Origin of the sequence: Streptomyces sp. NPDC096136 (genome assembly GCF_044763325.1) — a bacterium.
Classification (GTDB): domain Bacteria; phylum Actinomycetota; class Actinomycetes; order Streptomycetales; family Streptomycetaceae; genus Streptomyces.
The window spans coordinates 74650-98484 of the sequence record NZ_JBIWFZ010000021.1; the positions used below are offsets into that span (position 1 = coordinate 74650).

Annotated in this window: 17 protein-coding genes; 9 read left to right on the top strand and 8 right to left on the bottom strand. The window is 74.9% G+C overall.

Going from position 1 to position 23835, the window contains the following annotated elements; genetic code table 11:
• Position 1 precedes the first annotated feature (1 nt).
• Positions 2-862, bottom strand: coding sequence for an esterase/lipase family protein (locus ACIRBY_RS31465; protein ID WP_403907021.1), 861 nt, complete (start codon positions 860-862; stop codon positions 2-4).
• A 206-nt stretch (positions 863-1068) separates the two neighbouring features.
• Here ACIRBY_RS31465 and ACIRBY_RS31470 point away from each other — a divergent pair, with 206 nt between their 5' ends.
• Complete coding sequence (locus tag ACIRBY_RS31470; protein ID WP_403907023.1) at positions 1069-2184, top strand: hypothetical protein; 1116 nt, start codon at positions 1069-1071, stop codon at positions 2182-2184.
• 138 nt (positions 2185-2322) lie between these two features.
• Here the strand turns inward: ACIRBY_RS31470 and ACIRBY_RS31475 are convergent, their stop codons facing one another.
• Both ACIRBY_RS31475 and ACIRBY_RS31480 read right to left on the bottom strand, forming a co-directional pair.
• On the bottom strand, positions 2323-3393 hold the full coding sequence (locus ACIRBY_RS31475) for a hypothetical protein (protein ID WP_403907025.1): 1071 nt from the start codon (positions 3391-3393) through the stop codon (positions 2323-2325).
• Positions 3390-7031 carry a DNA polymerase III subunit alpha gene (locus ACIRBY_RS31480; protein WP_403907028.1) on the bottom strand — a complete coding sequence of 1214 codons (3642 nt, stop codon included), beginning with the start codon at positions 7029-7031 and terminating at the stop codon, positions 3390-3392. The genes ACIRBY_RS31475 and ACIRBY_RS31480 overlap by 4 nt, the downstream gene beginning before the upstream one ends.
• A 147-nt stretch (positions 7032-7178) precedes the next feature.
• On the opposite strand from ACIRBY_RS31480, the gene ACIRBY_RS31485 reads away from it, so the two are divergent.
• Together ACIRBY_RS31485 and ACIRBY_RS31490 are read left to right on the top strand one after the other, a co-directional pair.
• The gene (locus ACIRBY_RS31485; RefSeq protein WP_403907030.1) at positions 7179-8300 is read left to right on the top strand and encodes a DUF3533 domain-containing protein; all 1122 of its coding nucleotides are present in this window, start codon (positions 7179-7181) and stop codon (positions 8298-8300) included.
• A gap of 85 nt (positions 8301-8385) precedes the next feature.
• The gene (locus ACIRBY_RS31490; protein ID WP_403907032.1) at positions 8386-9288 is read left to right on the top strand and encodes an alpha/beta fold hydrolase; all 903 of its coding nucleotides are present in this window, start codon (positions 8386-8388) and stop codon (positions 9286-9288) included.
• Here the strand turns inward: ACIRBY_RS31490 and ACIRBY_RS31495 are convergent.
• Positions 9285-9869: an NADPH-dependent FMN reductase gene (locus tag ACIRBY_RS31495; protein WP_403907035.1), complete on the bottom strand. Its 585-nt coding sequence runs from the start codon at positions 9867-9869 to the stop codon at positions 9285-9287. The two genes, ACIRBY_RS31490 and ACIRBY_RS31495, sit on opposite strands and share 4 nt — an antisense overlap.
• Positions 9870-10113: 244 nt before the next feature.
• Between ACIRBY_RS31495 and ACIRBY_RS31500 the strand changes: the two genes are divergently transcribed.
• The 6 genes from ACIRBY_RS31500 to ACIRBY_RS31525 all read left to right on the top strand — a co-directional run bounded on the left by ACIRBY_RS31500 (position 10114) and on the right by ACIRBY_RS31525 (position 19744).
• A complete protein-coding gene (locus ACIRBY_RS31500; protein WP_403907038.1) occupies positions 10114-10278 on the top strand; it encodes an FXSXX-COOH protein in 165 nt (54 codons plus the stop codon).
• A gap of 29 nt (positions 10279-10307) precedes the next feature.
• A complete protein-coding gene (fxsBH, locus tag ACIRBY_RS31505; RefSeq protein ID WP_403907040.1) occupies positions 10308-12566 on the top strand; it encodes a radical SAM/SPASM protein FxsBH, inactivated beta-hydroxylase extension form in 2259 nt (752 codons plus the stop codon).
• Positions 12563-13357, top strand: coding sequence for an aminoglycoside N(3)-acetyltransferase (locus ACIRBY_RS31510; RefSeq protein WP_403907042.1), 795 nt, complete (start codon positions 12563-12565; stop codon positions 13355-13357). Before fxsBH ends, ACIRBY_RS31510 begins: the two co-directional genes overlap by 4 nt.
• A 43-nt stretch (positions 13358-13400) precedes the next feature.
• Complete coding sequence (locus ACIRBY_RS31515) at positions 13401-14804, top strand: TIR-like protein FxsC (RefSeq protein ID WP_403907166.1); 1404 nt, start codon at positions 13401-13403, stop codon at positions 14802-14804.
• On the top strand, positions 14788-18771 hold the full coding sequence (fxsT, locus tag ACIRBY_RS31520; protein ID WP_403907045.1) for an FxSxx-COOH system tetratricopeptide repeat protein: 3984 nt from the start codon (positions 14788-14790) through the stop codon (positions 18769-18771). The genes ACIRBY_RS31515 and fxsT overlap by 17 nt, the downstream gene beginning before the upstream one ends.
• A gap of 73 nt (positions 18772-18844) precedes the next feature.
• Positions 18845-19744, top strand: coding sequence for a DUF4231 domain-containing protein (locus ACIRBY_RS31525; RefSeq protein WP_403907169.1), 900 nt, complete (start codon positions 18845-18847; stop codon positions 19742-19744).
• Positions 19745-19786: 42 nt separating this feature from the next.
• Here ACIRBY_RS31525 and ACIRBY_RS31530 read toward each other — a convergent pair whose 3' ends face one another.
• The 4 genes from ACIRBY_RS31530 to ACIRBY_RS31545 all read right to left on the bottom strand — a co-directional run bounded on the left by ACIRBY_RS31530 (position 19787) and on the right by ACIRBY_RS31545 (position 23682).
• Complete coding sequence (locus ACIRBY_RS31530) at positions 19787-20266, bottom strand: hypothetical protein (RefSeq protein ID WP_403907047.1); 480 nt, start codon at positions 20264-20266, stop codon at positions 19787-19789.
• Positions 20267-20349: 83 nt separating this feature from the next.
• Positions 20350-21234, bottom strand: coding sequence for a S1 family peptidase (locus ACIRBY_RS31535; RefSeq protein WP_403907050.1), 885 nt, complete (start codon positions 21232-21234; stop codon positions 20350-20352).
• Positions 21235-21396: 162 nt separating this feature from the next.
• A complete protein-coding gene (locus tag ACIRBY_RS31540; protein ID WP_403907052.1) occupies positions 21397-22218 on the bottom strand; it encodes a DUF1684 domain-containing protein in 822 nt (273 codons plus the stop codon).
• 120 nt (positions 22219-22338) lie between these two features.
• Positions 22339-23682, bottom strand: a complete 1344-nt coding sequence (locus tag ACIRBY_RS31545; protein WP_403907054.1) for a DUF5685 family protein — start codon at positions 23680-23682, stop codon at positions 22339-22341.
• Between the last annotated feature and the right edge of the window lie 153 nt (positions 23683-23835).

Here is a 23835-nt window from a genome sequence, read left to right on the forward strand (position 1 = left end):
GTCAGTCGAAGACCGAGGCGCACGTGGTCCGTTCCGCGTGCGCCGGGTCGAGGGCGTTGACCGCCTCGTGCCAGGCGATCCGGTCGGTCAGGCCGATGGCCACGTGCTCCGAGAGGTCCAGGGGGCACAGGTCCTGGAGGACGACGTTGCGGACGGATCCCCCGTCGAGGAAGGCGCTCCGGTACGGGGTGACCACCTCGTCGTACTTGGTCGCGATGACGGTGTAGGAGACGCCGGGGACGGTGTCCCCGCCCGCGTTCAGCTTCTGCTGGAAGGCGGATCCGGCGATCTGGTCGGCCAGCCCCGGGGTCGCCGTGCTGATCAGGTCGGCGGCCCCGGGGAAGTACGGGAGCAGCTGGGTGAGTCCCGACAGGGTGGTGCCGTGGTTGTCGGGGGCGAGGCCGACGAGGGCGTTGACCTTGGCGGCGCCGCCCAGGAACTTCAGGTAGTAGCGCGGCATCATGCCGCCCTGGGAGTGGCCGACGAGGTCGGCCTTGGGTGCTCCGGTGGAGGCCAGCACCCGGTCGACGAAGGCGTCGAGCTGGCCTGCCGACTTGTCGATGGGGCCGAGCCCGTTGAAGAGGGGCACGCCGGGCAGCTGGCCGTAGTCGAGGGAGTAGACGCAGTAGCCGCGGTGGACCAGGTACGGGGCGAACCCGAGCCAGTTGTCGACGGAGTTGCCGAAGGTGCCGTGGACGAGGACGACCGGGCGCGGGTGTGCGGCGGACGGCTTGCAGGACCAGTTGTTCCAGCCGCTGCTGGGGGCGGACGCCGCCTGCGCGGCGCCGGTGGGGGCGACGAGCGCGGCGGCGGCCAGGGTGAGGACGGCCAGCGGGCGGAGCAGGCGTCTCCAGGGCAGCATGGTGTGATCTCCTCGCGGTCAAGGGGAAAGGCGTGGGGGTTCCGTCCCGTGATCCGGATCACAAGGGGGCTGCTGCCGCTAAATTACGGGCGAGTAGCAAGACTGGGAAGTTACGCGGCGGTAAAAACTCGCGTGTCCGGCGTTCCTCCAGTACCGCTCGGGAAGGATGGACGCGTCCGGACCCCCACCCCGAGGTGATCGCCGCCATGCACGAGGCCCCTGGAGCCGGTACCGCCCTGGCCACCCCGCCCGAGCTGGCGGCCGACCCGCTGGTGGCCGCCGTGACGGAGACGGCCGTGCGGGTGCTGCGGCCGGAGGCGGAGCGGACCGCGGCCGAGGGGGTGCCCCGTACGCACCTGGACGCGCTCGGTTCCTGCGGCGCGTACGGGCTGATCGGATACGAACCGGCGCCCTCTTCCGGCCTCACGCCCCGTCAGGTGGTCCGGGAGGTCCACGAGGTGCTGGCGGCGGTGGACCCGTCGACCTGGTTCGTGTGGACCCAGCACGTCCCGCTGGCCAAGGCCCTCGGCCAGGCGGCCGGCCCGGCGGGGGCCGCCCTGCGCGAGGGCTGGCTGCCCGGGCTCGTGCGCGGTGAGCGGCGCCCCACGGCCGGCTACGCCTTCCTGCGCCATCCGCGCCCGCCGGTCACGGCGGAGCGGGTCCCGGGTGGATGGCGGCTGACCGGGAGGATGCCGTGGGTGACGGGGTGGGGGGTGGCCGACTCCCTCTACGCCGGCGCCGTCACCGGCACCGACGAGGCGGTCCTCGCCCTGGTCGAGTGCGCCCCCGGCGGCGCGGCGGAGGGGCTGAGCGCCGTCGACGGGGCCCCGCTGTGGGCGATGGGCGGGACGCACACGGCCTCCGTCGAACTGCGCGGGGTGTTCGTACCCGACGCCCGGGTGCTCGGGGTGCTGCCCCGGGCCGACTGGATCCGGGCCTACGACCTGGAGAACGCCGACGCCCAGCCGGCCGTCTTCGGCCAGCTGCGCGCCACGGCCGACTTCCTGCTCCGCTCGGCCCCGTACGGGGAACTCGGCCTGCGCCTGGCGGAGAAGACCGCCCGACTGCGCGCCGACGCCTACGCCCTGCGCGACGGACTCCCGGCCGGCGAGGGCGTCGGGGAGCGGCTCTCCCTGCGGGCCGCCGCCCTGGACCTGGCCGTACGGGCGGCCGCCGCCTGCGTGGCCGTCGCCGGCGGCCGTGCGATCCAGTACGGGCACACCGCGGGCCGGCTCTCCCGCGAGGCCCAGTTCCACCTGATCCAGGCCCAGACCACCCCGCTGCGCACGGAGACGGCCCGGCTGATGCTGGGCGACCTCTGACCGCCCCGGCGCTCCCGGCCCGGACGGCTCCCGGCCCGGACGGCTCCCGGCCCGGACGGCTCCCGGCCCGGACGGCTCCCGGCCCGGGCGGCTTCCGGCCCGCCGCGAAGCCGGCGCGGTCGGGCCCGGGGCACGGCTTCAGCGCCCCGGAGGCGAACCGAGCCCCAGAAGAGCGGCCGGGCGGACCGTGCCCGGGCCGAAGCGGGCGTTGGCGCGGTCGATGGCGGCTTCCACCGTCAGGCGGGCCTCGCGGACCGGGTCCAGGGAGAGCTGCCGGGTCACGCCCTCCGCGGCGGCGAGGTCCTCGGCGCGCAGCACCATGCCGGTCAGCCGGGCCCGTTGCAGGCCCGCCGCGTCCATGAGGCGGTACGCGAGGGTGCGGAGGTCCTCGTCGTGGGCGGAGGGCTCGGCGAGCCGCCGGGAGCGCTCCCACCGGGTGCCTCCGGCGAACTGGAGGGTCAGGCACAGGGACCGGGCGGCCTGGCGGCGTCCGCGCAGCTGTGCGCCGAGCCGGACCACCAGGCCGAGCAGGGCGGCCCGGGCGTGCGGGCCGTCCAGCTCCTGGCGGGTGAAGCCGGTCCGGGCGGCGGCGGAGGAGGGCAGGTCGCGGGGGGTGACGGGTCGGGGGTCGACCCCTCGGGCGCGTTCCGCGACGAGGCGGCCGGTCCGCCTGCCGAGGATCCGCTCCAGGACCCCGGGCGGGACCCGGGTGAGCGCCCCGACGGTGTGCAGCCCGTATCCGCGCAGCGCCTCGGCCTGGCGGGGGCCGAGCCCGTGCAGGGCCTCCACGGGCAGGGGCGCGAGGAAGGCGTCCGTCTGCCCGGCGGGCACGGCGAGGACCCCGCCGGGTCCCGGGAGGCGGGCGGAGGCCATGGCCGCCACCGCCCAGGTGCCCGCCACCCCGATCCGTACGTCCGTGCCCAGCCGGGCCACGGCGCGCAGCCGGACCACTTCGGCGATCCGGGCGGCGTCGGCGCCGAAGTAGCGCCGGGCGCCGCGCACCTGGACCAGCGCGGCCCGCGGCGGCAGGGCCTGGACCAGCGGGGAGAACTCGCGCAGCAGCTCCAGTACCTCGCGGTAGCCCTCTCCGGGCAGGGCGGGGGCGCAGCGGACGTGCAGGACGCCGCTCCCGCCGGGGTCCGCGCCGGGGGCGGCCGGGGCGGCGTCCGCCGTGCCCGGCCGGGGCCGGGTGCTCAGGGCCGTCGTCATCCCGCGCTCCCCGGACTGGAGTGCCACAGCTTGCGGCCGGTGGCGGCGCGTTCGCCGGGCGGCTGGAGGTCGGCCCACGGGTTCATCGCGTAGCCGGTGGGCAGGTGGATGCGGCGGCCGGTGTCCCCGGGGCCTTCGGGCAGGGGCCGCGCCAGGTGCGCCGTGACCGCCTCCAGGCCCTCGTCCTCGCGCAGCCGCGCCAGTTCGGCGAGGTCCCAGGCGGCCGCCCCGACGACGCTCAGGCTCTGCGGGCCGCGGCGTTGCACGACGCCCCGTACCAGCAGCAGGAAGGAGTGGAAGACGGTGTGCGCGCAGGCTTCCTGGCTGTCGTCGAAGAAGGCCAGGTCGACCAGTCCGGTGCCGTCGTCCAGGGTGGTGAAGACGACCCGTTTCCCGGAGCGGATCGGCGGGGTCTGGGTGGCCGCCTTGGCTCCCGCGACGAGCACGGTCCGCCCGTGCGCGGTCTCCCGCAGACGGCGCGCCGGGACCACGCCCAGCTCGGCGAGGAAGGCGTGGTGGTCGGCCATCAGGTGGTGGGAGGCGTCCATGCCGAGGACGCCGAGTTCGGCGCTGAGCCGTTCGGCCTCGGTCAGGTCGGGCAGGCCGACGGGGGCGGTGGACCGGCCGCCGTCGAGGGGCAGTTGGGATCCGCCGCGCGCCCCGGCGGCACGCTGGGCGCCGTGCAGTTCCGTCAGGTGCAGCAGCAGGTCGCGGCGGTTCGCGCCGAAGGCGTCCAGGGCGCCGACCTGTGCGAGCCGTTCGGCCACGGGGCGGCCCGGGTGGGCCCGGCTCCAGAAGTCGCGCAGGGAGGTGTACGGCTGTCCGGCCTCGATGCGCAGCGCCTCGGCCCCGCTGATGCCGTGGACGTCGGCCAGGGCGAGCCGCAGCCCCCACCGGTCCGGCCCGCCCCGACCCGATGCATCAGACACCAGTTCGATGCGGTGGGTGACCGCCGAGCGGTTCACGTCCAGCGGCAGCACCGGCACGCCCCGCCGGCGCGCGTCCGCCAGCAGCAGCCGCTTGGGGTACATGCCCGGGTCGTGGGTGAGCAGCCCGGCGTAGAAGGCCGCCGGGTGGTGGGCCTTGAGCCAGGCGGACTGGTACGTGGGCACGGCGAAGGCGACCGCGTGCGCCTTGCAGAAGCCGTAGCTGCCGAAGGCCTCGACGATCTCCCAGGTCCGGGCGACCACCTCCGCCGGGTAGCCTCGTCCGGCGGCCGTGGCCGCGAACCAGGCCTTGATCCGGCCCTGGGACTGCGGGTCGGAGAGCCCGCGCCGCACCCGGTCGGCCTCGTCGCGGCCGCAGCCGGTCATGACGTGCACGATCTCGATGATCTGCTCGTGGAAGACCACCACCCCGTAGGTCTCGCGCAGCGCGTCGGCCAGGTCGGGGTGCGGGAAGCGGACCGGGGCGCGCCCGTGCCGGGCCTCGATGAAGGGCCGCACCATGTCGGCGGCGACCGGGCCGGGCCGGAAGAGGGAGATGTCGACGACCAGGTCGTGGAAGGCGGCCGGCTGGAGCCGTCCGACCAGGTCGCGCTGGCCGGGGGACTCGATCTGGAAGCATCCCAGCGTCTCGGCCGAGCGGATCAGCTCGTACGTCGCCGGGTCGCCCGGCGGGACCTGGGCGGGGTCGTCGAGGTCGAGCTCCTCCCCCGTGGCGCGGCGCAGCTCCGCGACGGCGTGCGCCATCGCGGACTGCATCCGTACGCCCAGCACGTCGAGTTTGAGCAGCCCGAGGTCCTCCACGTCCTCCTTGTCGAACTGGGACATGGGGAAACCCTCGCCGCTGGTGGGGACCACGGGGGTGCGCTCCAGCAGGGTGGCGTCGGAGAGGAGCACCCCGCACGGGTGCATGGCGGTCCCGCGCGGCAGCGCGTCCAGGGCCTCGACGAGGTCCCACAGCCGGGCGTGCCCCTCTCCCCGCACGTCGTCGCGCACGCCGCGCAGTTCGGGCAGTTCGGCCAGGGCGGCGCGGGCGTCGCGGGCCCGGATGTGCGGGAAGGCCTTGGCGAGCCGGTCGACGGCGGCCGGGTCCATGGACAGGGCGGCGCCGGCGTCGCGGATGGCGTGGCGGACCCGGTAGGTCTCGGGCATGGCGACGGTGGCGACGCGCTCGGCGCCGAAGCGGTCGATGATCCGGCGGTAGACCTCCAGGCGGCGGGCGGACTCCACGTCGATGTCGATGTCGGGCAGGACGCGGCGGCGCCGGGACAGGAACCGCTCCATGAGCAGGCCGTTGGCGACGGGGTCGGCGTGCGCGATGCCGAGGAGGTGGTTGACGAGGGAGCCGGCGCCGGAGCCGCGGGCGGCCACCCGGACGCCCATCTCCCGTACGTCGTCGACGACCTGGGCGACCGTCAGGAAGTACGAGGCGTAGCCGTGGTGGGCGATGACGTCGAGCTCCTCGTGCATCCGCTCCCAGTACGCGCGGTCGCCGGCGTGGCCGCGCAGCACCATGCCCGCACAGGCGCGGGAGGTGAGCACCCGCTGGGCGGTGCGGTGGGCGGCGCCGACGAGGCGGGCCTCGGGGAAGTGCACGGAACCGAGGCCGAGGTCGTCCTCGGGGTCCACGGCGCAGGCCTCGGCGGTCTCGCGGGTGCGCGCGAGCAGCAGGCGGGCGTCGGCGGGGCGCAGCCCGGCCGCCCGGGCGATCCGGTCGGCGGCCCCGGCCATGGCGGCGGGGTCCTTGAGCCACCGCTCACCGCTGTCGAGGGGGCCCCGGGGGTCGACGGGGACGAGGCGGCGTGCGGCGTCGAGGACGTCGGCGACGGGGCCCTGGCCGGGGTCGGCGTAGCGGACGGCGTTGGTCAGCACGGCGGGGACGCCCTGTTCGGCGGCGAAGCCGACGGTACGGGCGGCCAGGCGCAGCGAGCCGGGGCCGGTGCCGGGGCGGCCGTGGTGGACGGCCTCCAGGCGCAGGGCGTCCCCGTAGACCTCCCGCCAGGGCGCGAGCAGCCGCGCGGCCCGGTCGGGCCGTCCGGCGGCCAGCGCCCGCCCCACCTCGGACCCGGGCCCGAGCAGGACGAACACCCCGTCCCCGCCGAGCGCCCCGAAGGGCACCAACGGCTGCCCGGAGCCTGCGGCGGGGTGCGGGAACCCGCCCGCGCCGTCCCCGGCGGGCCGGCCGGGCCCGCCGACGGCGGCCCGCCCCGCGAGCGCGGCCGCGTCACCGCCGGCGCCTTCCGGCGCGAACCCGCCGGCCCCCGCCGCCCGCCCGCCCGGGTCAGGGGCGTGCGCGGCGGTGATCAGGCGGCAGAGCTCCGCCCAGCCGGCGGCGCCGTCGCGGGCCAGGAAGACCGCGCGCGGGGCGGACTCGTCGACGAAGGCCCCGCCCCGGACGGGCACGCGCCGGCGGTACGAGGCCTCGGACCCGGCCGCCCGGCCGGCGCCGGGCAGGCCGGACCCCTCGGGCGACCCCGCGGGGGAAACGGCCAGGTCCACGCCGAACAGTGGCCGGATCCCGGCCGCCGCGGCCGCCTTCGCGAAGCGGACCGCGCCCGCGAGGGTGTCGCGGTCGGTCAGGGCGAGGGCGTCCATGCCCCGCTCCGCGGCGCGTTCCGCCAGCCGCTGCGGGTGCGAGGCGCCGTAGCGCACGGAGAACCCCGAAACGGTGTGCAGATGCGTGAACCCGGGCACCCGCGGCCCTCCTGCTTCCCTCGACCTTCTTGCCACCCCCCTTCGTCCACCATAGAGCAATTCGAATATCCGTGCGAAACACTTGTTCGATCATCCATTCGGTCCGCCCCTGCTGCGCCGGGCCCCCGGCGCGCCGAGCGTGGGGGCATGACCCAGCCCAGCCCGCCCACCGGGCCCACCGACACCGATCCGGGCCCGTCCGGCGGATTCCTCGCCGAGGTCAGGGACGCCGTGACCATCCGGGCCGCCGTGCTGGTCCTGGGGGTGCTGGCCCTCCAGCTGGCCTTCATCACCTCGTACATCGGGGCCTTCCACCACCCGGAGCCCAGTGAGATCCCCTTCGCGGTGGCCGCCCCCGCGGAGCCGGTCGCCGCACAGGTCGCGCAGCGGCTCGGCGCCCTGCCCGGAAAGCCGCTCGACCCGCGGCCGGTCGCGGACGAGGCGACGGCGCTCGCGCAGGTCGGGAACCGGGACGTGGACGGCGCGCTGATCGTCGACCCGGCCCGCCCGAACGACCGGCTGCTGGTCGCGAGCGGCGCCGGGGCCTCCCTGTCCCAGGCCCTGGAGCAGATCGTGGGCCTGGCGGAGAAGTCGCAGGGCCGCGGGGTCGTCGTCGTCGACGTGGCCCCCGCCGGCCGGGGCGACAGCCGCGGCCTGAGCTCCTTCTACCTGGTCGTCGGCTGGTGCGTGGGCGGCTACCTGTGCGCCGCGATCCTCGCCATCAGCGCCGGCGCCCGGCCCGCGAACTCCGCCCGCGCCGTGATCCGGCTCGGCGTGCTGCTCCTGTACTCGATCGCCGCCGGACTGCTCGGCACGGTCGTCGCGGGCCCCGTGCTGGGCGCGCTGCCGGGCCCGGTCGCGGCCCTGTGGGGGCTCGGCACCCTGGTGGTCTTCGCGGTCGGCGCGCTCACGCTCGCCCTCCAGGGGCTGGCGGGCGTGGTCGGCATCGGCCTGGCCATCCTGCTGGTCGTGGTGCTCGGCAACCCGAGCGCGGGCGGCGCCTACCCGTACCCGCTGCTGCCGCCGTTCTGGCGGGCGATCGGCCCGGCCCTGCCGCCGGGCGCCGGTACGTACGCCGCCCGCTCCCTCACGTACTTCCGGGGCAACGGCGCGGCCGGCCCGATGCTGGTCCTGGCCGCCTGGGCGGTGGCCGGCGCCGCGGTCACGCTGGCCTGCGGGGCCGCCCGCCACGGCAGGCCGGGGGCGGCGGTGGGCAGCGGCCTGCCCGACGGGACGCCCGGCGCCGCGTCCGCCCCTTCCGGCCCCTGAAGGCCTCCTTCGCGCCCTATCGCATCGCCCGTCCCGGGAGCACAATCACCCTGACTGCTCGCGCCTGACGTGAGGGAGGGAGCGCGTGCGCGAAGAGGTGCGCACCGCTGACGGACGCGTCCTGATGGCGGAACACTGGGGCGACCCGGAGGGCAAGCCGGTCTTCCTGCTCCACGGCATGCCCGGCAGCAGGCTCGGCCCGGCCCCCCGGGGCATGGTCCTCTACCAGCGGCGGGTACGGCTCATCGCCTACGACCGGCCCGGCTACGGCGGCTCCGACCGCCACCCGGGGCGCACCGTGGCCGACGTGGCCCAGGACGTGGCCACGGTCGCCGACGCCCTCGGTGTGGACGTCTTCGCCGTGGCCGGCCGCTCCGGCGGCGGCCCCGGGGCCCTGGCCTGCGCCGCGCTGCTGCCGGAGCGGGTGACGCGGACGGCGGCCCTGGTGCCCCTCGCGCCCCGGGACGCGGAGGACCTGGACTGGTTCGCGGGGATGGCCGCCTCGAACGTGCGGGAGTACACCACCGCCGCCGCCGACCCCGAGGAGCTGACGGCCCGGCTGATCCCGCGCGCCAGCGGCATCGCCCGGGACCCCGGGCGACTGCTGGACGAGCTGCGCCGGGAGCTGACCGCCAGCGACCGGATGATCGTCTCGGACGCGGGCCTGCGGTCGATGCTCCTGCGCAACTACCGCGAAGGGGTGCGCACTTCGGCGTTCGGGTGGATCGACGACATGCTCGCCGCGAGCAGCCCCTGGGGGTTCGACCCCGCGGACATCCGCTGCCCCGTGCTGATCTGGCACGGGGAGCTCGACGTGTTCTCCCCCGTGGGGCACGCGCGCTGGCTGGGCCGGCGCATCCCGGGCGCCACCACGACCATCGACCCGGACGCGGCGCACTTCGCGGCCCTGCGCGCCCTGCCCGACGTCCTCACCTGGCTGCTGCGCGAGCTCCCCGACCCCTCCCTGGGCGAGCAGCAGCCGGCCTAGGCCGCCGGCTCCTGCGCCGCAGCGGCGAGCAGGGCGAGGACCTCGGCGAGGCGTGCGCGGACGGCGGGGTCGGCGATCGTCCCGTCGGCGCCCACCGTCCCGCGGTCCACCGGGATCCGTACGCAGGCGGCGTCGACGACGGCGGCGCCCGTGTAGCCGAGCACCGTCCGCAGCGTGGCCTCGGCGCCCCCGCCGCGGCCCGGGGCGGCCGCGTTCACCCAGGCCACGGGCTTGTCGGAGATCTCGGTGCCGCCCACCGTCCAGTCCAGGAGGTTCTTGAACGAGCCCGGCAGGGTGCCCGCGTACTCCGGCGCGCAGACCAGCAGCGCCGCCGCCCCGGCGATCGCCTCCCGCAGCGCGGCGACCGGGGCCGGCAGCGGGTCGGCATCCTCGTCGGGGTTGAAGTGCGGGAGCCCCGCGAGGCCTTCGTAGCGGAGGGCGGCCACCGGCGCGGGGGCCCCGGCCTCGGCGGCCACGGCGGCCACGGCCTCGGCGGTGCGCAGCACGGCCTCGTTGACGGAGCCGGCGCGCAGGCTTCCGGAGAGGAGCAGGATCACGGGGAGTGCGTCTGACGTGGGCATCCGTCCACGCTACCGACGGCCTCGGGACGCCCGCGGGCCGCCCCCGGGGAACGGGGTCTTTCCGGGCGGCGAACGGCCGCGTACGGCACCTCGAGTATTCCCCCACTCTTTCTATAGAACGCTTGACCAGGCGTCATGTCTCGGTTGCCAATGGGGTGCAGACGAGTAAAGTCCCAGCCAGATGCCGGCGGCACGCCGACGTCGATTCTTCCCCGTTTCATCTGGCCTCCCCGAGGACGGTGCCATGAACACTTCCGCAACCCCGCCAACCAGTGCGGTCAAGGACCGCCGGGTCCCCCTCGACAAGATCGACATTCGCAGCGCGCCGGTCGCCGCGGCCCTCGGCCGGGTACTGCCGTCGGAATCCGGCCGTCACGCGCAGGCACCGATCTTCAACTCTGCGCTCTGACAATGGAGTAAGCGCTCTAGACTGGTGGAATGACCGGCCTGATCGCATTTCGCGAGATCGTCCTGAAAGTTCACAGCAGATGCGATCTCGCTTGTGATCATTGCTATGTCTACGAACACGCTGATCAGAGCTGGCGAGCCCGGCCGAAAGTGATCTCCCCCGAGGTCATTTCCCAGACCGCGTCGCGGCTCGCCGAACATGCCCGTGACCATGCACTCCCCTCCGTCACGGTGATCTTCCACGGAGGGGAACCCCTGCTGGCGGGCCCGGACCGACTCCGCCTGGTGTGCGAGGAGTTCACCCGCGCCCTCGCCGGAACGGCCGAGCTCGACCTGCGCGTCCACACCAACGGGCTCCAGCTCGGACCCCGCCACCTGGACCTCTTCGCCGAGTACGGCGTCCGGGTGGGCGTCTCCCTCGACGGGGACCGCGCGGCGAACGACCGCCACCGGCGCTTCTCGGACGGCCGCTCCAGCCACCCGCTGGTCCTGCGGGCCGTCGACCTGCTCCGCTCGGAGCCCTACCGCCACCTGTACCAGGGCCTGTTGTGCACCGTGGACGTGGCCAACGACCCGGTCGCCGTCCTGGACGCCCTGGTCGCGCTGGAGCCGCCGCGGGTGGACTTCCTGCTCCCCCACGCCACCTGGCAGACCCCGCCGGAGCGGCCCGGAGGCGCGCCCGACGCGTACGCCCGCTGGCTGCTGCGGGTCTTCGACCACTGGGAGCGGCTGGGGCGGCCGGTGCCCGTGCGGCTCTTCGAGTCCCTGCTCTCCACGCTGCGCGGCGGGCCCAGCCTGACGGAGTCCCTGGGGCTGGCCCCGACCGACCTGGTCGTCGTCGAGACCGACGGGACGCTGGAGCAGGTCGACTCCCTCAAGAGCGCCTTCGAGGGGGCGGCCGCCACCGGGTTCAACGTCTTCGACCACGCCTTCGACCGGGTGGCGGCCCACCCCGGGGTGCGGGCCCGGCAGCTGGGGCTGGCGGGCGTCAGCGGGACGTGCCGCCGGTGCCCTGTCGTACGTTCGTGCGGTGGCGGGCTCTACACCCACCGCTACCGGGAGGACGGCCCGGGCGGCGCGGGCTTCGACAACCCCTCCGTCTACTGCTCCGACCTGCGGGAACTGGTGGAGGGGGTCGAGGGGCGGACGGCCTCCCGGGAGACCGCCCCGCAGCTGGCCGACCCCGCCGAACTCGCCCGCTCCCAGGAGGAGCTGACCCGCGCCCTGCTGGCCCGGCTGAACGGCGAGCTGGCCGCCGGCCCGGAGTGGGCGCGGGCCTGGGAGGTGCTGACGGGGGTCGAGGAGGCCGGCCCGGACGCGCTGGACGCCGTACTGGACCACCCGTTCACCCGGACCTGGGTGCTGGAGGCCCTCGACGCGGCCCGCGAGGGCCGCCTGGACGCCCCGGCCGCCGCCCGCAGGCTGGCCGCGCTGGCGGCGGCCGCCGTGCTGCGCGGCGGGCTGGAACCGGCGGCCGAAGTGACCTACCGGGACGGCGAGGTGTACCTGCCGACGCTGGGCCTGCTGCGGCTCGGGGAGCCGGGTACGGAGGGGCGCGCCGCCCTGCACGCCGCCGGCGGGGAGTACGCGGTCGTCCGGGCGGGCCGCACCGAGCACCGCTTCGGCCCGGCGGCGGGCGACGCGCGCTGGCTGCCCGTACGGACCTGGCGGCCCGGGCCTGGGCAGCCCCCGGTGGCCCTGGAGGACCTGGACCCGTACCGCAACTGCTTCGCCCGCCCGCCCCGGCTGCGGCTCGGCGCCGGGGAGGCCGACGCGTGGCGGCGCCGCCTCGACGCGGCCTGGGCCCTGCTGCACCGCACCGTCCCCGAGTTCGCGCGGGCGGCCGCCGCCGGGCTGAGCACCCTGACCCCGCTGGCCGGCGGCCCGCGGGCCCAGGGCTGGGGCGAGGCCGGGCGGCACGGGCCGGGCGCGCTCGGGGTACCCTACGCGGCCGGGGTGCGGGAGACCGCGCTGGCCCTGCTGACCGGGCGGCGGCGGGCCCGGCTGCGGGCGCTGGCCGAGGTGGCCGACCTGTACGCGCTCGACGGGGCCTGGCAGCACCCCTCGCCCTGGCGGACCCGGCCGGTACCGGTGTCGCGGCTGCTGGCCGACGTGCACGAGCGGGTCGCGGTGGAGGCCTACCGGCGGGCCACGACCACGCAGGAGCCGGGCGGCGCGGACCGGCTCCACCGGGCCCTGGACCGGCTGTCGGAGGCGGCCGAGCTGACCGTGACCGGCAAGCGGCTGGTGGAGGAGCTGCGCTGGGAGCTGAAGGCGGTGGGCGCGTGAGCGGCCCCCTCGCCCTGGCGGTCCAGCTGCGGCTGCTCGGCGTGCGCCCGCGCCGGCGGCTGCTGGTGCACGCCGCCCTCGGCGGCACCGGCCTGCACCCCGGGACGCTGCGCGAGGCCCTCACCGGGGTGCTGGGGCCGCAGGGCACCCTCGTGGTCCCGGCCTTCACCGCGGAGAACTCCCTCACCTCCTCCGCCCACCTGGCCCGGATCGCCGGCCTCGACGAGGACGCGGTGGCGGCCTTCCGCGCCCGGATGCCCGCCTTCGACCCGGAGCGCACCCCGAGCCAGGGCGTGGGCGCCTTCGCCGAGGCGGTCCGCACCGCGCCGGGCGCGGCCCGCAGCGGCCATCCGCAGACCTCCTTCGCCGCGCTCGGGGCGGACGCGCGGCGGATCTGCGCGGAACACCGGCTGGAATGCCACCTGGGCGAGGATTCCCCCCTGGGAAGACTGTGCTGGGAGGGGGGACAGGTACTCATGATCAATGTGGGATTTTCGGCGTGCACCGCTTTCCACCTCGCGGAGTACCGAATTCCGAAGCCCCCCTTGCGCATGTACGACTGTGTGGTGAAGGTGAACCTTCCGGGCGGGCGGCGGGGGCACGGGGACGAGGGGGAGTGGACCAGGTACGAGGACGTCGCCCTGGACGACAGTGATTTCGCGGAGATCGGCCGGGCGTTCCCGGATTCGCTCCTGCGCAGGGGGAAGGTGGGCGGGGCACCCGCCGTTCTGTTCTCGATCGCGGACGCCGTCGATCACGCCCAGGCCTGGATGACCGAAAACAGATGCTGATTGACTGAACGAGGAGGGGATGTGGCGGAAGAGCTCCGGAATGATGTTCCTTCGCTCGCATCTTCGGGACGGGGGTCGTGTGCCCGCATCAGTGCAGCCGTACTTTTTTCTCAGTTATGCGCATACGCCGAGGTTCGGGCCCGGAGGACCCGACCCGGACATGTGGGTGGAGCGGCTCTTCCGTGACCTGTGCAACCACATCATGGCGCTCACCAGCCTGCCCGCCGGCTCCGAGGTCGGCTTCATGGACCGCGAGATACGCAACGGCGAGGGCTGGTCGGAACGGCTCGGGGCGGCCCTCGCCACCTGCCGGGTCTTCGTCCCCCTGTTCTCGCCGCGCTACTTCGCCAGCCAGATGTGCGGGAAGGAGTGGTTCGCCTTCGCCCAGCGCGCCATCCAGGTGGGCGCCGCCAGCAACGAGAAGACCGAGGCCATCGTCCCCGCCCTGTGGGTACCGGTACCGCCCGCCCAACTGCCCCTCCCGGCCGAGCGGTTGCAGTTCAACCACAGCACCTTCGGCGAGCGCTACGTCACCGACGGGCTGTACGGCCTGATCAAACTGCGCGGCTACGCCGAGCAGTACGAGCACGCCGTGTACGAACTGGCCCGCCACATCGTCGGGGTGGCCGAGAACGTCCGCCTGAAGCCGGTCCGCCCGCTGGACTACCGGGTGGTGCCCAGCGCCTTCGGGCCGGCCGGCGCCCGCCCCGGCGGCCCCTCCGCCCGCACCCTCCACGTCACCGTGGCCGCCGCCTCCCGGCACGAGCTGCCGGAGGGCCGCAGCCCCGAGTACTACGGGGAGAGCGCCCTGGAGTGGAACCCGTACCACCCGACCTCCCAGCGGCCCGTCGCGTACGTGGCCGAGGAGCTGGTCAAGAACCTCAACTACCAGACCACGCTGTCCTCCTTCGACGACGAGGCCGGCCACTTCGACAGCAAGCAGCCCCCGACCCGGCCGGAGATCCTCATCGTCGACCGCTGGGCGGTGGAGGACGAGCACCGCCGCCAGCGCCTGGCCGCCTTCGACCAGGAGCACCGCCCGTGGATCAACGTGGTGGTGCCGTGGAACCGGTACGACCACCAGAGCCGGGCCAAGGAGGACGAGCTGGCGCGCCGGCTGGAGGAGACCCTCCCGGTCAAGATGGGCCAGGGCCGGGCCGCCTGCCGGGCCGCCGCCAACGGCGTGGCCAGCCTGGAGACCCTCGGGCAGATCCTCCCCCAGGTGGTCGAGGCCGCCGCCCAGCAGTACCTCAGACACGCCCAGGCGTACCCGCCGGCCGGGCACACCCCCACCGAACGCCGGCGCCTGGTCGGGCCGATGGGGATGGGCGACCCGCCACCGGCCCCCTTCCCGCCCACCGCGCACCGGCTCGGGCGGGACCGAAGCGACGCAGCCGACGACAGCACCGACACCGACCGGGGGGACGCGGATGACAGCCAGTCGTGACAGCCGAGACGGACGCATCGTCACCTTCTACTCGTACAAGGGCGGGACCGGCCGCACGATGGCGCTGGCCAACACCGCCTGGATCCTCGCCTCCAACGGCAAGCGGGTCCTCGCCGTGGACTGGGACCTGGAAGCCCCGGGCCTGCACCGGTTCTTCCACCCCTTCCTCGACCCCTCCACGCTCGGGGCCACCACCGGGGTCATCGACCTGATCAGCGAGTACGCCTGGGCCGCCACCAGCCCGGTGCAGCGCGCCGCCGACTGGCACAAGGACTACGCGCGGATCCAGCCGCACGCCGTCTCGCTCAACCCCGAGACCCTCGGCTGGGACTTCCCCGACGGGGGCACCCTCGACTTCGTCTCGGCGGGCCGGCAGAACCGCGAGTACTCGGCGACCGTGTCCACCTTCGACTGGGACAACTTCTACGACCGGCTCGGCGGCGGGCTCTTCTTCGACGCCCTGCGGGCGGACATGAAGCGGAACTACGACTACGTCCTGATCGACAGCCGCACCGGCCTGTCCGACATCGCCGACATCTGCACCGTCCACCTCCCCGACGTCCTGGTCGACTGCTTCACCCTGTCCGACCAGTCCATCGACGGCGCCGCTTCCGTCGCCCGCCAGATCGACGAGCGGTTCGGCGACCGCGGCATCACGATCTACCCGGTGCCGATGCGCATCGACGAGGGCGAGAAGGAGAAGGCCGACGCGGGCCGGGCGCTGGCCCGGATCAAGTTCGACCGGTTCCCCGGCGGGCTCGTCGGGGACGAGCTGACCTCCTACTGGGGCGCGGTGGAGATCCCGTACCGTCCCTACTACGCCTACGAGGAGACCCTGGCCACCTTCGGCGACGAGGCCGGGCTCACCAACTCGCTGCTCTCCGCCTTCGAGCGGCTGACGACGGTGGTGACCGCGGGCGAGGTCACCTCCATGCCGGTGATCGCCGAAGAGGTGCGGCTGCGGATCCGGGACGCCTTCACCCGGCGCCGCCCGGCCCTGCCCGCCGACCTCTTCCTCTCCTACGTCGCCGAGAACCGGATGTGGGCCGACTGGATCGAGTCGGTGCTCACCCGGGCCGGCTTCCGGGTCGTGCCCAAGGACGTCTCCGCGGAGCGCCCGCCCGCCCCCGAGGGCGGCGGCGACACCCTGGGCGGCGGGACGGGCATCAGCGTCGACACCGCCGCGCGGACGGTGGTGCTGCTCTCCAGCGCCTACCTCAAGTCGGCCCGGGCCGTGGAGGTGTGGAACCGGGCCGCCGCCGAGGACCCCACCGGGGGCCGGCGCCACCTGATACCGCTGCGGGTCGGCGACGTGCGCCTGGCCACCCCCTACATCGACCGCAACCCGGTGGACCTGTTCCGGCTCGACGAGGTGCACGCGACCGCCGCCCTGCTGCGCGCGGTGGAGCGGCCGATGGCCCTCGCGGACACCGTCGCCGGCGCCTCCCAGCCCGGCCCGCGCTTCCCGGGGACGGTCCCCAAGATCTGGAACGCGCCGCCCCGCAACCCCGGGTTCACCGGCCGCAGCATCGTCCTGGAGCGGATGCGCGACCAGCTGGGCGGCGGCATGGCCGTGGTCCTGCCGCAGCCGCAGACCCTGTACGGGCTGGGCGGCGTCGGCAAGACGCAGGTGGCGCTGGAGTACGTGCACCGGTTCATGGCCGACTACGACCTGGTGTGGTGGATCTCCTCGGAGCAGACCGACGACGTGGTCGCGGCCCTCGCGGAGCTCGCCGTACGCCTGGGCGCGCAGACCGGCGAGGACATGGCGGCCGCCTCCCAGGAGGCGATCGACCTGCTGCGCCGGGGGGTGCCGTCCTCGCGCTGGCTGCTGGTCTTCGACAACGCCGACGATCCCGAGACGCTCAAGCGGTTCTTCCCCCCGGGCGGCCCGGGGCACGTGCTGGTGACCTCCCGCAACCAGTCCTGGTCCCAGTACGGGGACGCGCTGCCGGTGGACGTGTTCCTGCGCGAGGAGTCCATCGAGCACCTCCAGCGCCGCGCGCCGGGGCTCACCAAGGACGACGCCGAGCAGGTGGCCGTCGCGGTGGGCGACCTGCCGCTGGCGGTCGAACAGGCCGGGGCCTGGATCGCGGAGACGGCGACGCCCGTGTCCGCGTACCTGGAGCAGCTCGCCGAGCAGACCGCCCGGGTGCTGGGCCTGAACCAGCCGGCCGGGTACCCGCAGCCGGTGGCCGCGACCTGGAACGTGTCGATCGAGCGGCTCCAGTCCCGCTCCCCCGCCGCCGTGCGGCTGCTCCAGCTGTGCGCCTTCTTCGCTCCCGAGCCGATCTCGGCGAACCTCCTCTACAGCAAGGAGATGATCGACGCGCTCAAGCCCTACGACGCCTCGCTCCAGGAGAAGCTGGTGCTGGGCCGGGTGATCCGGGAGATCGGCCGGTTCGCGATGGCCAAGGTCGACCAGGTCAGCAACAGCATCCAGGTGCACCGGCTGGTGCAGGCCGTGATCCGGGCGCAGCTGTCGGAGGAGGAGCAGCGCGAGGCCCGGCACGCGGTGCACCGGATCCTGGCGGGGGCCCGCCCGGACGACGACGAGCCGATAGACAACCCGGCCACGTGGCCGAGGTTCAACACGATCTGGCCGCACCTGAACCCGTCCGAGGCGCGGTTCTGCAAGGAGCCGGAGACCCGCCGGCTGCTGATCGACCGGGTCCGCTACCTGTGGAAGCGCGGTGACTTCAAGGCCGCGTACACCCTCGGCGAGGAGCTGCGCGAGGCGTGGCGGGAGATGCTCGGCAGCGACGACCTCCAGTACCTGTACCTGCGCTTCCACCTCTCGAACATCCTGCGCTCGCAGGGCCGGTTCGTGGAGGCGAAGGAGCTGGACGAGGTCACGCTGGAGCGGCAGCGGGCGGCGCTGGGGCCCTCGCACCCGCACACGTACATGACCACCAGCGGTCTGGCGATGGACCTGGGCGCGCTCGGCCGGTACGGCGAGGCGATGGAGCTGGCGACGGCGGCGCACGAGGGCTTCGGGCAGATCTTCCACGAGGCGCACCCGCGCACCCTGGCGGCGGCGAACAACCTGGCGCTGAACCTGCGCATGGTCGGGCAGTACGCGCGGGCCAGGGAGATCGACCAGGAGGTCTTCGACCGGCGCACGGAGGTGCTGGGCCCGGACCACCCGTACACGCTGTCCTCGGCGCAGAACCTGGCCCGGGACCTGCGCGAGGTGGGCCGGTACGACGATTCGGTCCAGCTGCTGGGCCGGACGTACGACATCTACAAGCGGACGCTGGGCCGGGCCTTCCCGGGCACGCTGTCGGCGGCGAAGAACCTGGCGGTGTCGCTGCGCCGGGCCGGGGAGCTGGAGGACGCGCTGCGGCTGACGACCGCGACCCGCAACCGGTACCGGGCCAAGTACACCTCGGTCAACCCCGACCTGCTGGCCTGCGAGCTGAACCTGGCCTCGGACCTGTTCGCGACGGGTGATCCGGGCGCGGCGCGGGACCTGGCGCAGGAGGTGGTGGACGAGTACATGAAGGTGCCGGGCGAGAGGCACCCGTACACCCTGGCCGCGCTCAACAACCTGGCGGTGTTCCACTGGGGCACGGGGTCGGCGGAGACGGCGGAACCGCTGCTGCGGCAGACGATCCGCAGCATGCGGGAGGTGCTGGGCGACAACCACCCGCACACCGTCTTCGCGCACCTGAACCTGGCCAACGCCCGGGCGGACCTGGGCGATCCGGAGGGTGCCCTGGAGCTGGAGCGGGAGGCGGTGGTGCGGCTGCGCGAGGCGCTCGGGGCGCACCACCCGGAGACCCTGGCGAGCTCCTCGAACATGGCGGTGAGCCTGGACATGACGGGCCGCAAGGAGGAAGCGGCGAGGGTACGGGCGGAGGCGGTGTCCGAGCTGGCGCGGCTGCTCGGGGAGGACCACGGTCTGACCCGGTACGCCCGGGACGAGCGGCGGGTCCACCGGGACCTGGAGCCGCTCGCGGTGTGATCCGACGAGGGCGGCGGGGCCTGCGCGGCCCGGCCGCCCGGGAGCGAGCGCAGGGGGCGCCGTGACCGACAGCATGACCTTTCGCAACGAGGACCTGCCGGCCCTCTTCCACCACACCGATCAGGCGGCGGTCTCCCGGCAGCGGGAGTCCACGCAGGCCACGCGGGCGCAGCTGGTGCTGCTGGTCGTCGCGGCGGGGGCGGCGGCCCTCCCGTCGGGGCCCGCGGCGGGCGGGCTGCACGTGTTCGCGGCGCTGGGCGCGCTGGCGTACGCGGGGGTGCTGGCCGTGGGCGTACGGGCGACGCGGCGCCGGGCCCGTCCGCAGTGGCAGCTCAACCGGAGCGCGGCCGAGTTCATCAAGTCGCTGGCGTGGCGGTACGCCGTGCACGGGGCGCCCTTCGGCAGTGAGGTGGCCGGGCCGGAGGAGGTGTACCGGGCGCGGCTGGAGAAGGGGCTCGACGAGCTGCGCAAGATGGGCTGGCGGGATCCGCGGACGGCGGGCCTGCTGCCGGAGGGAGGGGAGATCACGGGGGCGATGCAGCGGCTGCGCGGGCTGGAGTACCAGGTCCGCAGGGAGACCTACGTCCGGGACCGGCTGATCGAGCAGCGCACCTGGTACCAGCGCCGGGCGGAGGGCTCGCGGCGGGCGACGGCGCTGTGGTCGTGGACGATCGTGCTGCTGACCTGTCTGGGGCTGCTGTTCGCGCTGTTCGGGGCGTTCGGCTCGGGTCCGGGGGCGTCGGCGGCGGCGGGGCTGACGAGTGCGGCCGCGGCGGCGGCGATCGCCTGGAACGAGGTGCGGCGCCACCATCCGCTGATCGAGGCGCACACGCTGATCGAGCAGGACCTGTCGGCGATGATGGTCGTGATGCAGACGACGATCACGGAGTCGCAGTGGCCGTCGGCGGTGTACGAGACGGAGCGGTACGTGTCGCCGCAGCACACCGACTGGCTGGCGCGGCACAGCAGTTGAGGGACGGGTCCGGAGCCGTGCGGCGGGGCGGGGGGGGGTGGTTCAGTCGCGGGCCACGCCCTCGGGCCAGATGACGGTGACGGGCTTGCCCAGCGCGCGGGCGTAGGCGACGATCTCGCCGGTGCCGCCGTGCCCGCGGGCCGGGAGGCCGTCCCAGACGGCGACGAGCCGGTCGCAGGTCTCGGCGATGTAGGTGCCGGCGGCGTAGTAGGCCTCGTCGGTCGAGCGGGGGAAGGCCATCACCACCTCCTGGGTGGCGCGGTCCTTGAGCCGCCGGTACGCGGCGAGGGCGTGCGGGTCGTGGAAGGTCTCCTCGTAGTCGCCGCTGGGGATGACGACGGTGAGCTCGGCGCCGTGTTCCAGGGCGATGGCGGCGAAGAGCTGGTCGGCTCCGTCCGCGAGGCTGGAGAGGGCCACCAGCGGCCCCGGCTGGCCGCCGAGCACGTTCCGCAGGCCCTCCTCGACGTGGGCGAGGCCCGCGTCGGGAATCGACCGGTGCCCGGTCACGCCGATCCGCTTCATACGAGCTTCCTCCCCCGTGGACGCCCTGGACATCCTCCCAGAAGGCGGGAGGACGTCCAGGGGGCCTGCGCCGGGGCCGGCCGTCAGTAGACGCTGACGCCGTAGGCGCTCAGGGCCTCGGTGACGGGCTGGAAGAAGGTGGTGCCGCCCGAGGTGCAGTTGCCGCTGCCGCCGGAGGTGAGGCCGACCGCGCGGCTGCCGGAGTAGAGCGGGCCGCCGCTGTCGCCGGGTTCGGCGCAGACGTTGGTCTTGATCATGCCGTAGACCACGTCCCCGTTGCCGTAGTTCACGGTGGCGTTGAGGCCGGTCACGGTGCCGCCGTGGATGCCGGTGGTGGAGCCGCGCCGGGTGACGGACATGCCGTTGGTGGCGTCGACGGCGGTGGTGATGTCCTGGCTGCCGACGGTGCCGGGCGGGACCGGGCTGTTGCTGGCGTACTTGATGAGTCCGTAGTCGTTGGTGGGGAAGCTGGAGCCGACGGTGCTGCCGATGGTGGTGGTGTGGGAGCTGCTGGTCCACCAGGTGCCCGCGCCCTTGGTGCAGTGGCCGGCCGTCAGGACGTAGTAGTTGGCGCCGCTGCGGACGTTGAAGCCGAGCGAGCAGCGCCAGCTGCTGGCGTAGATGGCGTCGCCGCCGGAGAGCAGCTTGGTGATCTTGCCCGGGGTGCGCTCGATGCGCAGCGCGGCGGCGTCGGGCCCGGCCTCCTGGCGGATTCTGGCCAGGTCGGCCTGGGTGACGGTGGAGTCGGCGGTGACCACGAGGGTCCCGGTGGCGGGGTCGGTGTGCCAGGCGGTGCCGGCGACGTCGGCCCGCAGGACGGAGGCGCCGGCGGCGGCCAGCCGGGCGGCGCTGAAACCGGTGTCCGCGGGGTCGGCGCTGGCGGCGGTGGGGGCGGCGATCGCGGCCGCGGCGGCGAGGCCGGTGGCCGCGGCGAGCAGCCGCAGGCGGATGGTGCTCTTGATCCTCACTTCACGTCCTCCCGGAGGGGGGTCTGGGGCCCGGCGGTCGTGGGGGTGCCGGAGCCCTTGAGCGGCGGGGGGAGGGCGCGGCGGACGCACGGCCGTCGGCCGAACGTTTCGCCGTGCCCCTGACAAGTCCGCCGGATGACGCTGAACCGGAGTGTCATGGCGTCAGTTACCGGCGGCAAGGGCGCCTTTCAGCCGTCGCTCTCCGGCGGCGGCCGCGAACGGCAGGGTGTTCCCGGGGGGCGGGAACGGGCAGATGAAGTGGTCGGCGAACGCACAGGGCGGCAGCAGGGCGCGGTTGAGGTCGACGGTGACGCCCCCGTCCGGATCCGGGACGCCGGGCCGCAGGAAGCGGAACCGGTAGCTGGATCCGCCGCTGGTGGCGTCGGCGAAGACGGCCCAGAGGCTGCCGTCGTCCCCGTCGACGGCCACCTGGAGGGCGTGGCGGGCGCCGCCGTGCTCGAAGAGCAGCTCGCCGCCCAGGCCGAGGCCGCGGGTGCGCCCGTCGGCGTTCTCGACCTGGACGGTCCGGCCCTCCCCGTACGGGCGGAACCGGCCCGGCAGGGCGAAGGCGGGGTCGTAGGGGGTGGCCTCGATGCCGCGGAAGGAGCGCCGGGCGGCGGAGCCGGGGTCGTAGGTGCGCACGGCCCACTCCCCCTCGCGCCGGATCACCACCAGGCGTACGCCGCCCGCGGCGAGGCGGGAGCCGGCCGGCGGGCCCGCGTCGGCCCCCAGGCGCACCTCCCCGGCGAGGGGCTCGCCGTCGAGCCGGAGGCCGTCCTGCGGCTCGGCGCTCACCACCACGCCGTCGGCGGTGGCGCTCCAGAGCCCCGGAACGGCCGGAATTCGACCTTCCAAGTCCTCCGGCACCCTGGAGGAGATCCAGTGGGTGCCGGTCAGCGCGAGGGGTCCGTAGGGGGCGGAGACGGTGGCCGTGCGCTGCTCGTGCCACCGCTGCCAGGCTGTGGTCGCTTCGTCGTCATCCATGCCGCACAACCCTTCCACGCGGGCCCGGACGGGAATCCCCCCGTACGCCGTCCGGGGCTGTGGAGCCGGTGGACTGACTCGTCCTCAGGCGTCCGCGCCCGGCGCGGGGCCGACGCCGTGTCAGCTGCAGCCGCAGTCGCAGTCACAGCCGTCGCAGCAGCAGCCGTCACAGTTGCAGCAGTCACAGCCGTCGCAGTTGCAGCAGTCGCAGTCGCAGTCGTCGCACCAGGCGTCGCGCTTCTTGCGGGACCAGGGGCCCTCGTAGTCGGTGCAGCAGATCTGGCAGGTGCAGAACAGTCCGATGGCCACCGCGCAGCCGTGCAGCAGCCCCCGGCGCGGCTTCTGCGGGGGCTGCCCGCCGAAGCCGCCGCCCCCGCCCCCGCCGCCCGGGCCGCCGGGGCCCATCGGGGGCGGAGTGCCGGGACCGCCCGGGGCGTACTGGGGCGCGCCGCCGTAGGGGTTCTGGCCGTACGGCGCGCCGCCGTACGGACCGCCCTGCCCGTGGCCGCCCGGGGCGTACGGGTCGTGGCCCTGCGGCGGGTAGCCCTGCGGGGGCTGCCCGTAGCCCTGCCCGGCGGAGTTCGCGGCGGCGTGGCCGTGCCCGCAGGAGGTGGTGCCGAAGGCCCGGTCCACCGAGGTGCGCAGCTCGTGCACCAGCAGCCGGTGGGCGAGCCCCGCGTCCGCGAACTCCACCTCGCGCATCGCCAGCTTGATCCCGTGCAGCGCGTCGTCGCAGAGCCGGCGGGCCTCGGCGCGGGAGGTCCCGGTCGCGGTGAGCGGGTTCCAGGCGCCCGCGGCGGCGTCGGCGGCCTGGTCCTCGACGGCGTCCAGCAGGTGCGCCAGCCGCCCGAAGTAGCGTCCGGCCTCGGCCAGCGGCGCGGCGTTGCCTGGCCGTCCCGCCAGGACCGCGGTATGCGCGAAGGCGGCCGCGGTGGCGGTCTCCGTCGGCTCGGTGACCACCAGGACGGGCGTGCCGGGGCCGGCCAGGGTCTCGATGCCGCCCTGGCGGTCCACGGCGTCGACGAGCACCGCCGTGTCGAAGCCGAGCGCGGCCCCGGTGCGGGCGCCGGCCCGGTCCCAGCCCCGGGCCACCCGGCGGGCGGCGGCGGCGAGGGGGGCGCGGGCCAACAGGCCGTCCCGGTCCGCCACGTGGTCGCGGACCTTCGCCGAGGCGAGCACCAGCGAGACGGCGGCGGCGAGCCGGGCGCCCTCGCCGTTGGCGACGGGGGCCGTGCGCATACCGCGCAGCGGGCAGGGTCCGGCGGTGCGCCGCGCGCCGGGCAGCGGACCCGACTGAGCCTCCGTCAGAACGGAGACCAGCAGCCCGTCGTAGTTCGTGACGATCCTCGCGAACTGGCCGTGGTCACCGCGAAGTGCCAGGCACAGACCGCAGAGATGGGCCATCCACTCCGTCTTGAACCGGTCGCCGAGCCGGTGCGTGCAAGGTCTGACGATGCCGAACAATCCGCTTCCCCCGTGTGTCATCCGCGTGTTTCGGGGGCATCGTATCCAGCCGATTCGTTCACCCGTACGCCCGAGCTCGTCACCCGGACGGCGGCGGTGGTCGTATTTTCACTCAGTCAGCAGCGGCGGGGGCCGGGAACCTCACCGGTGCAA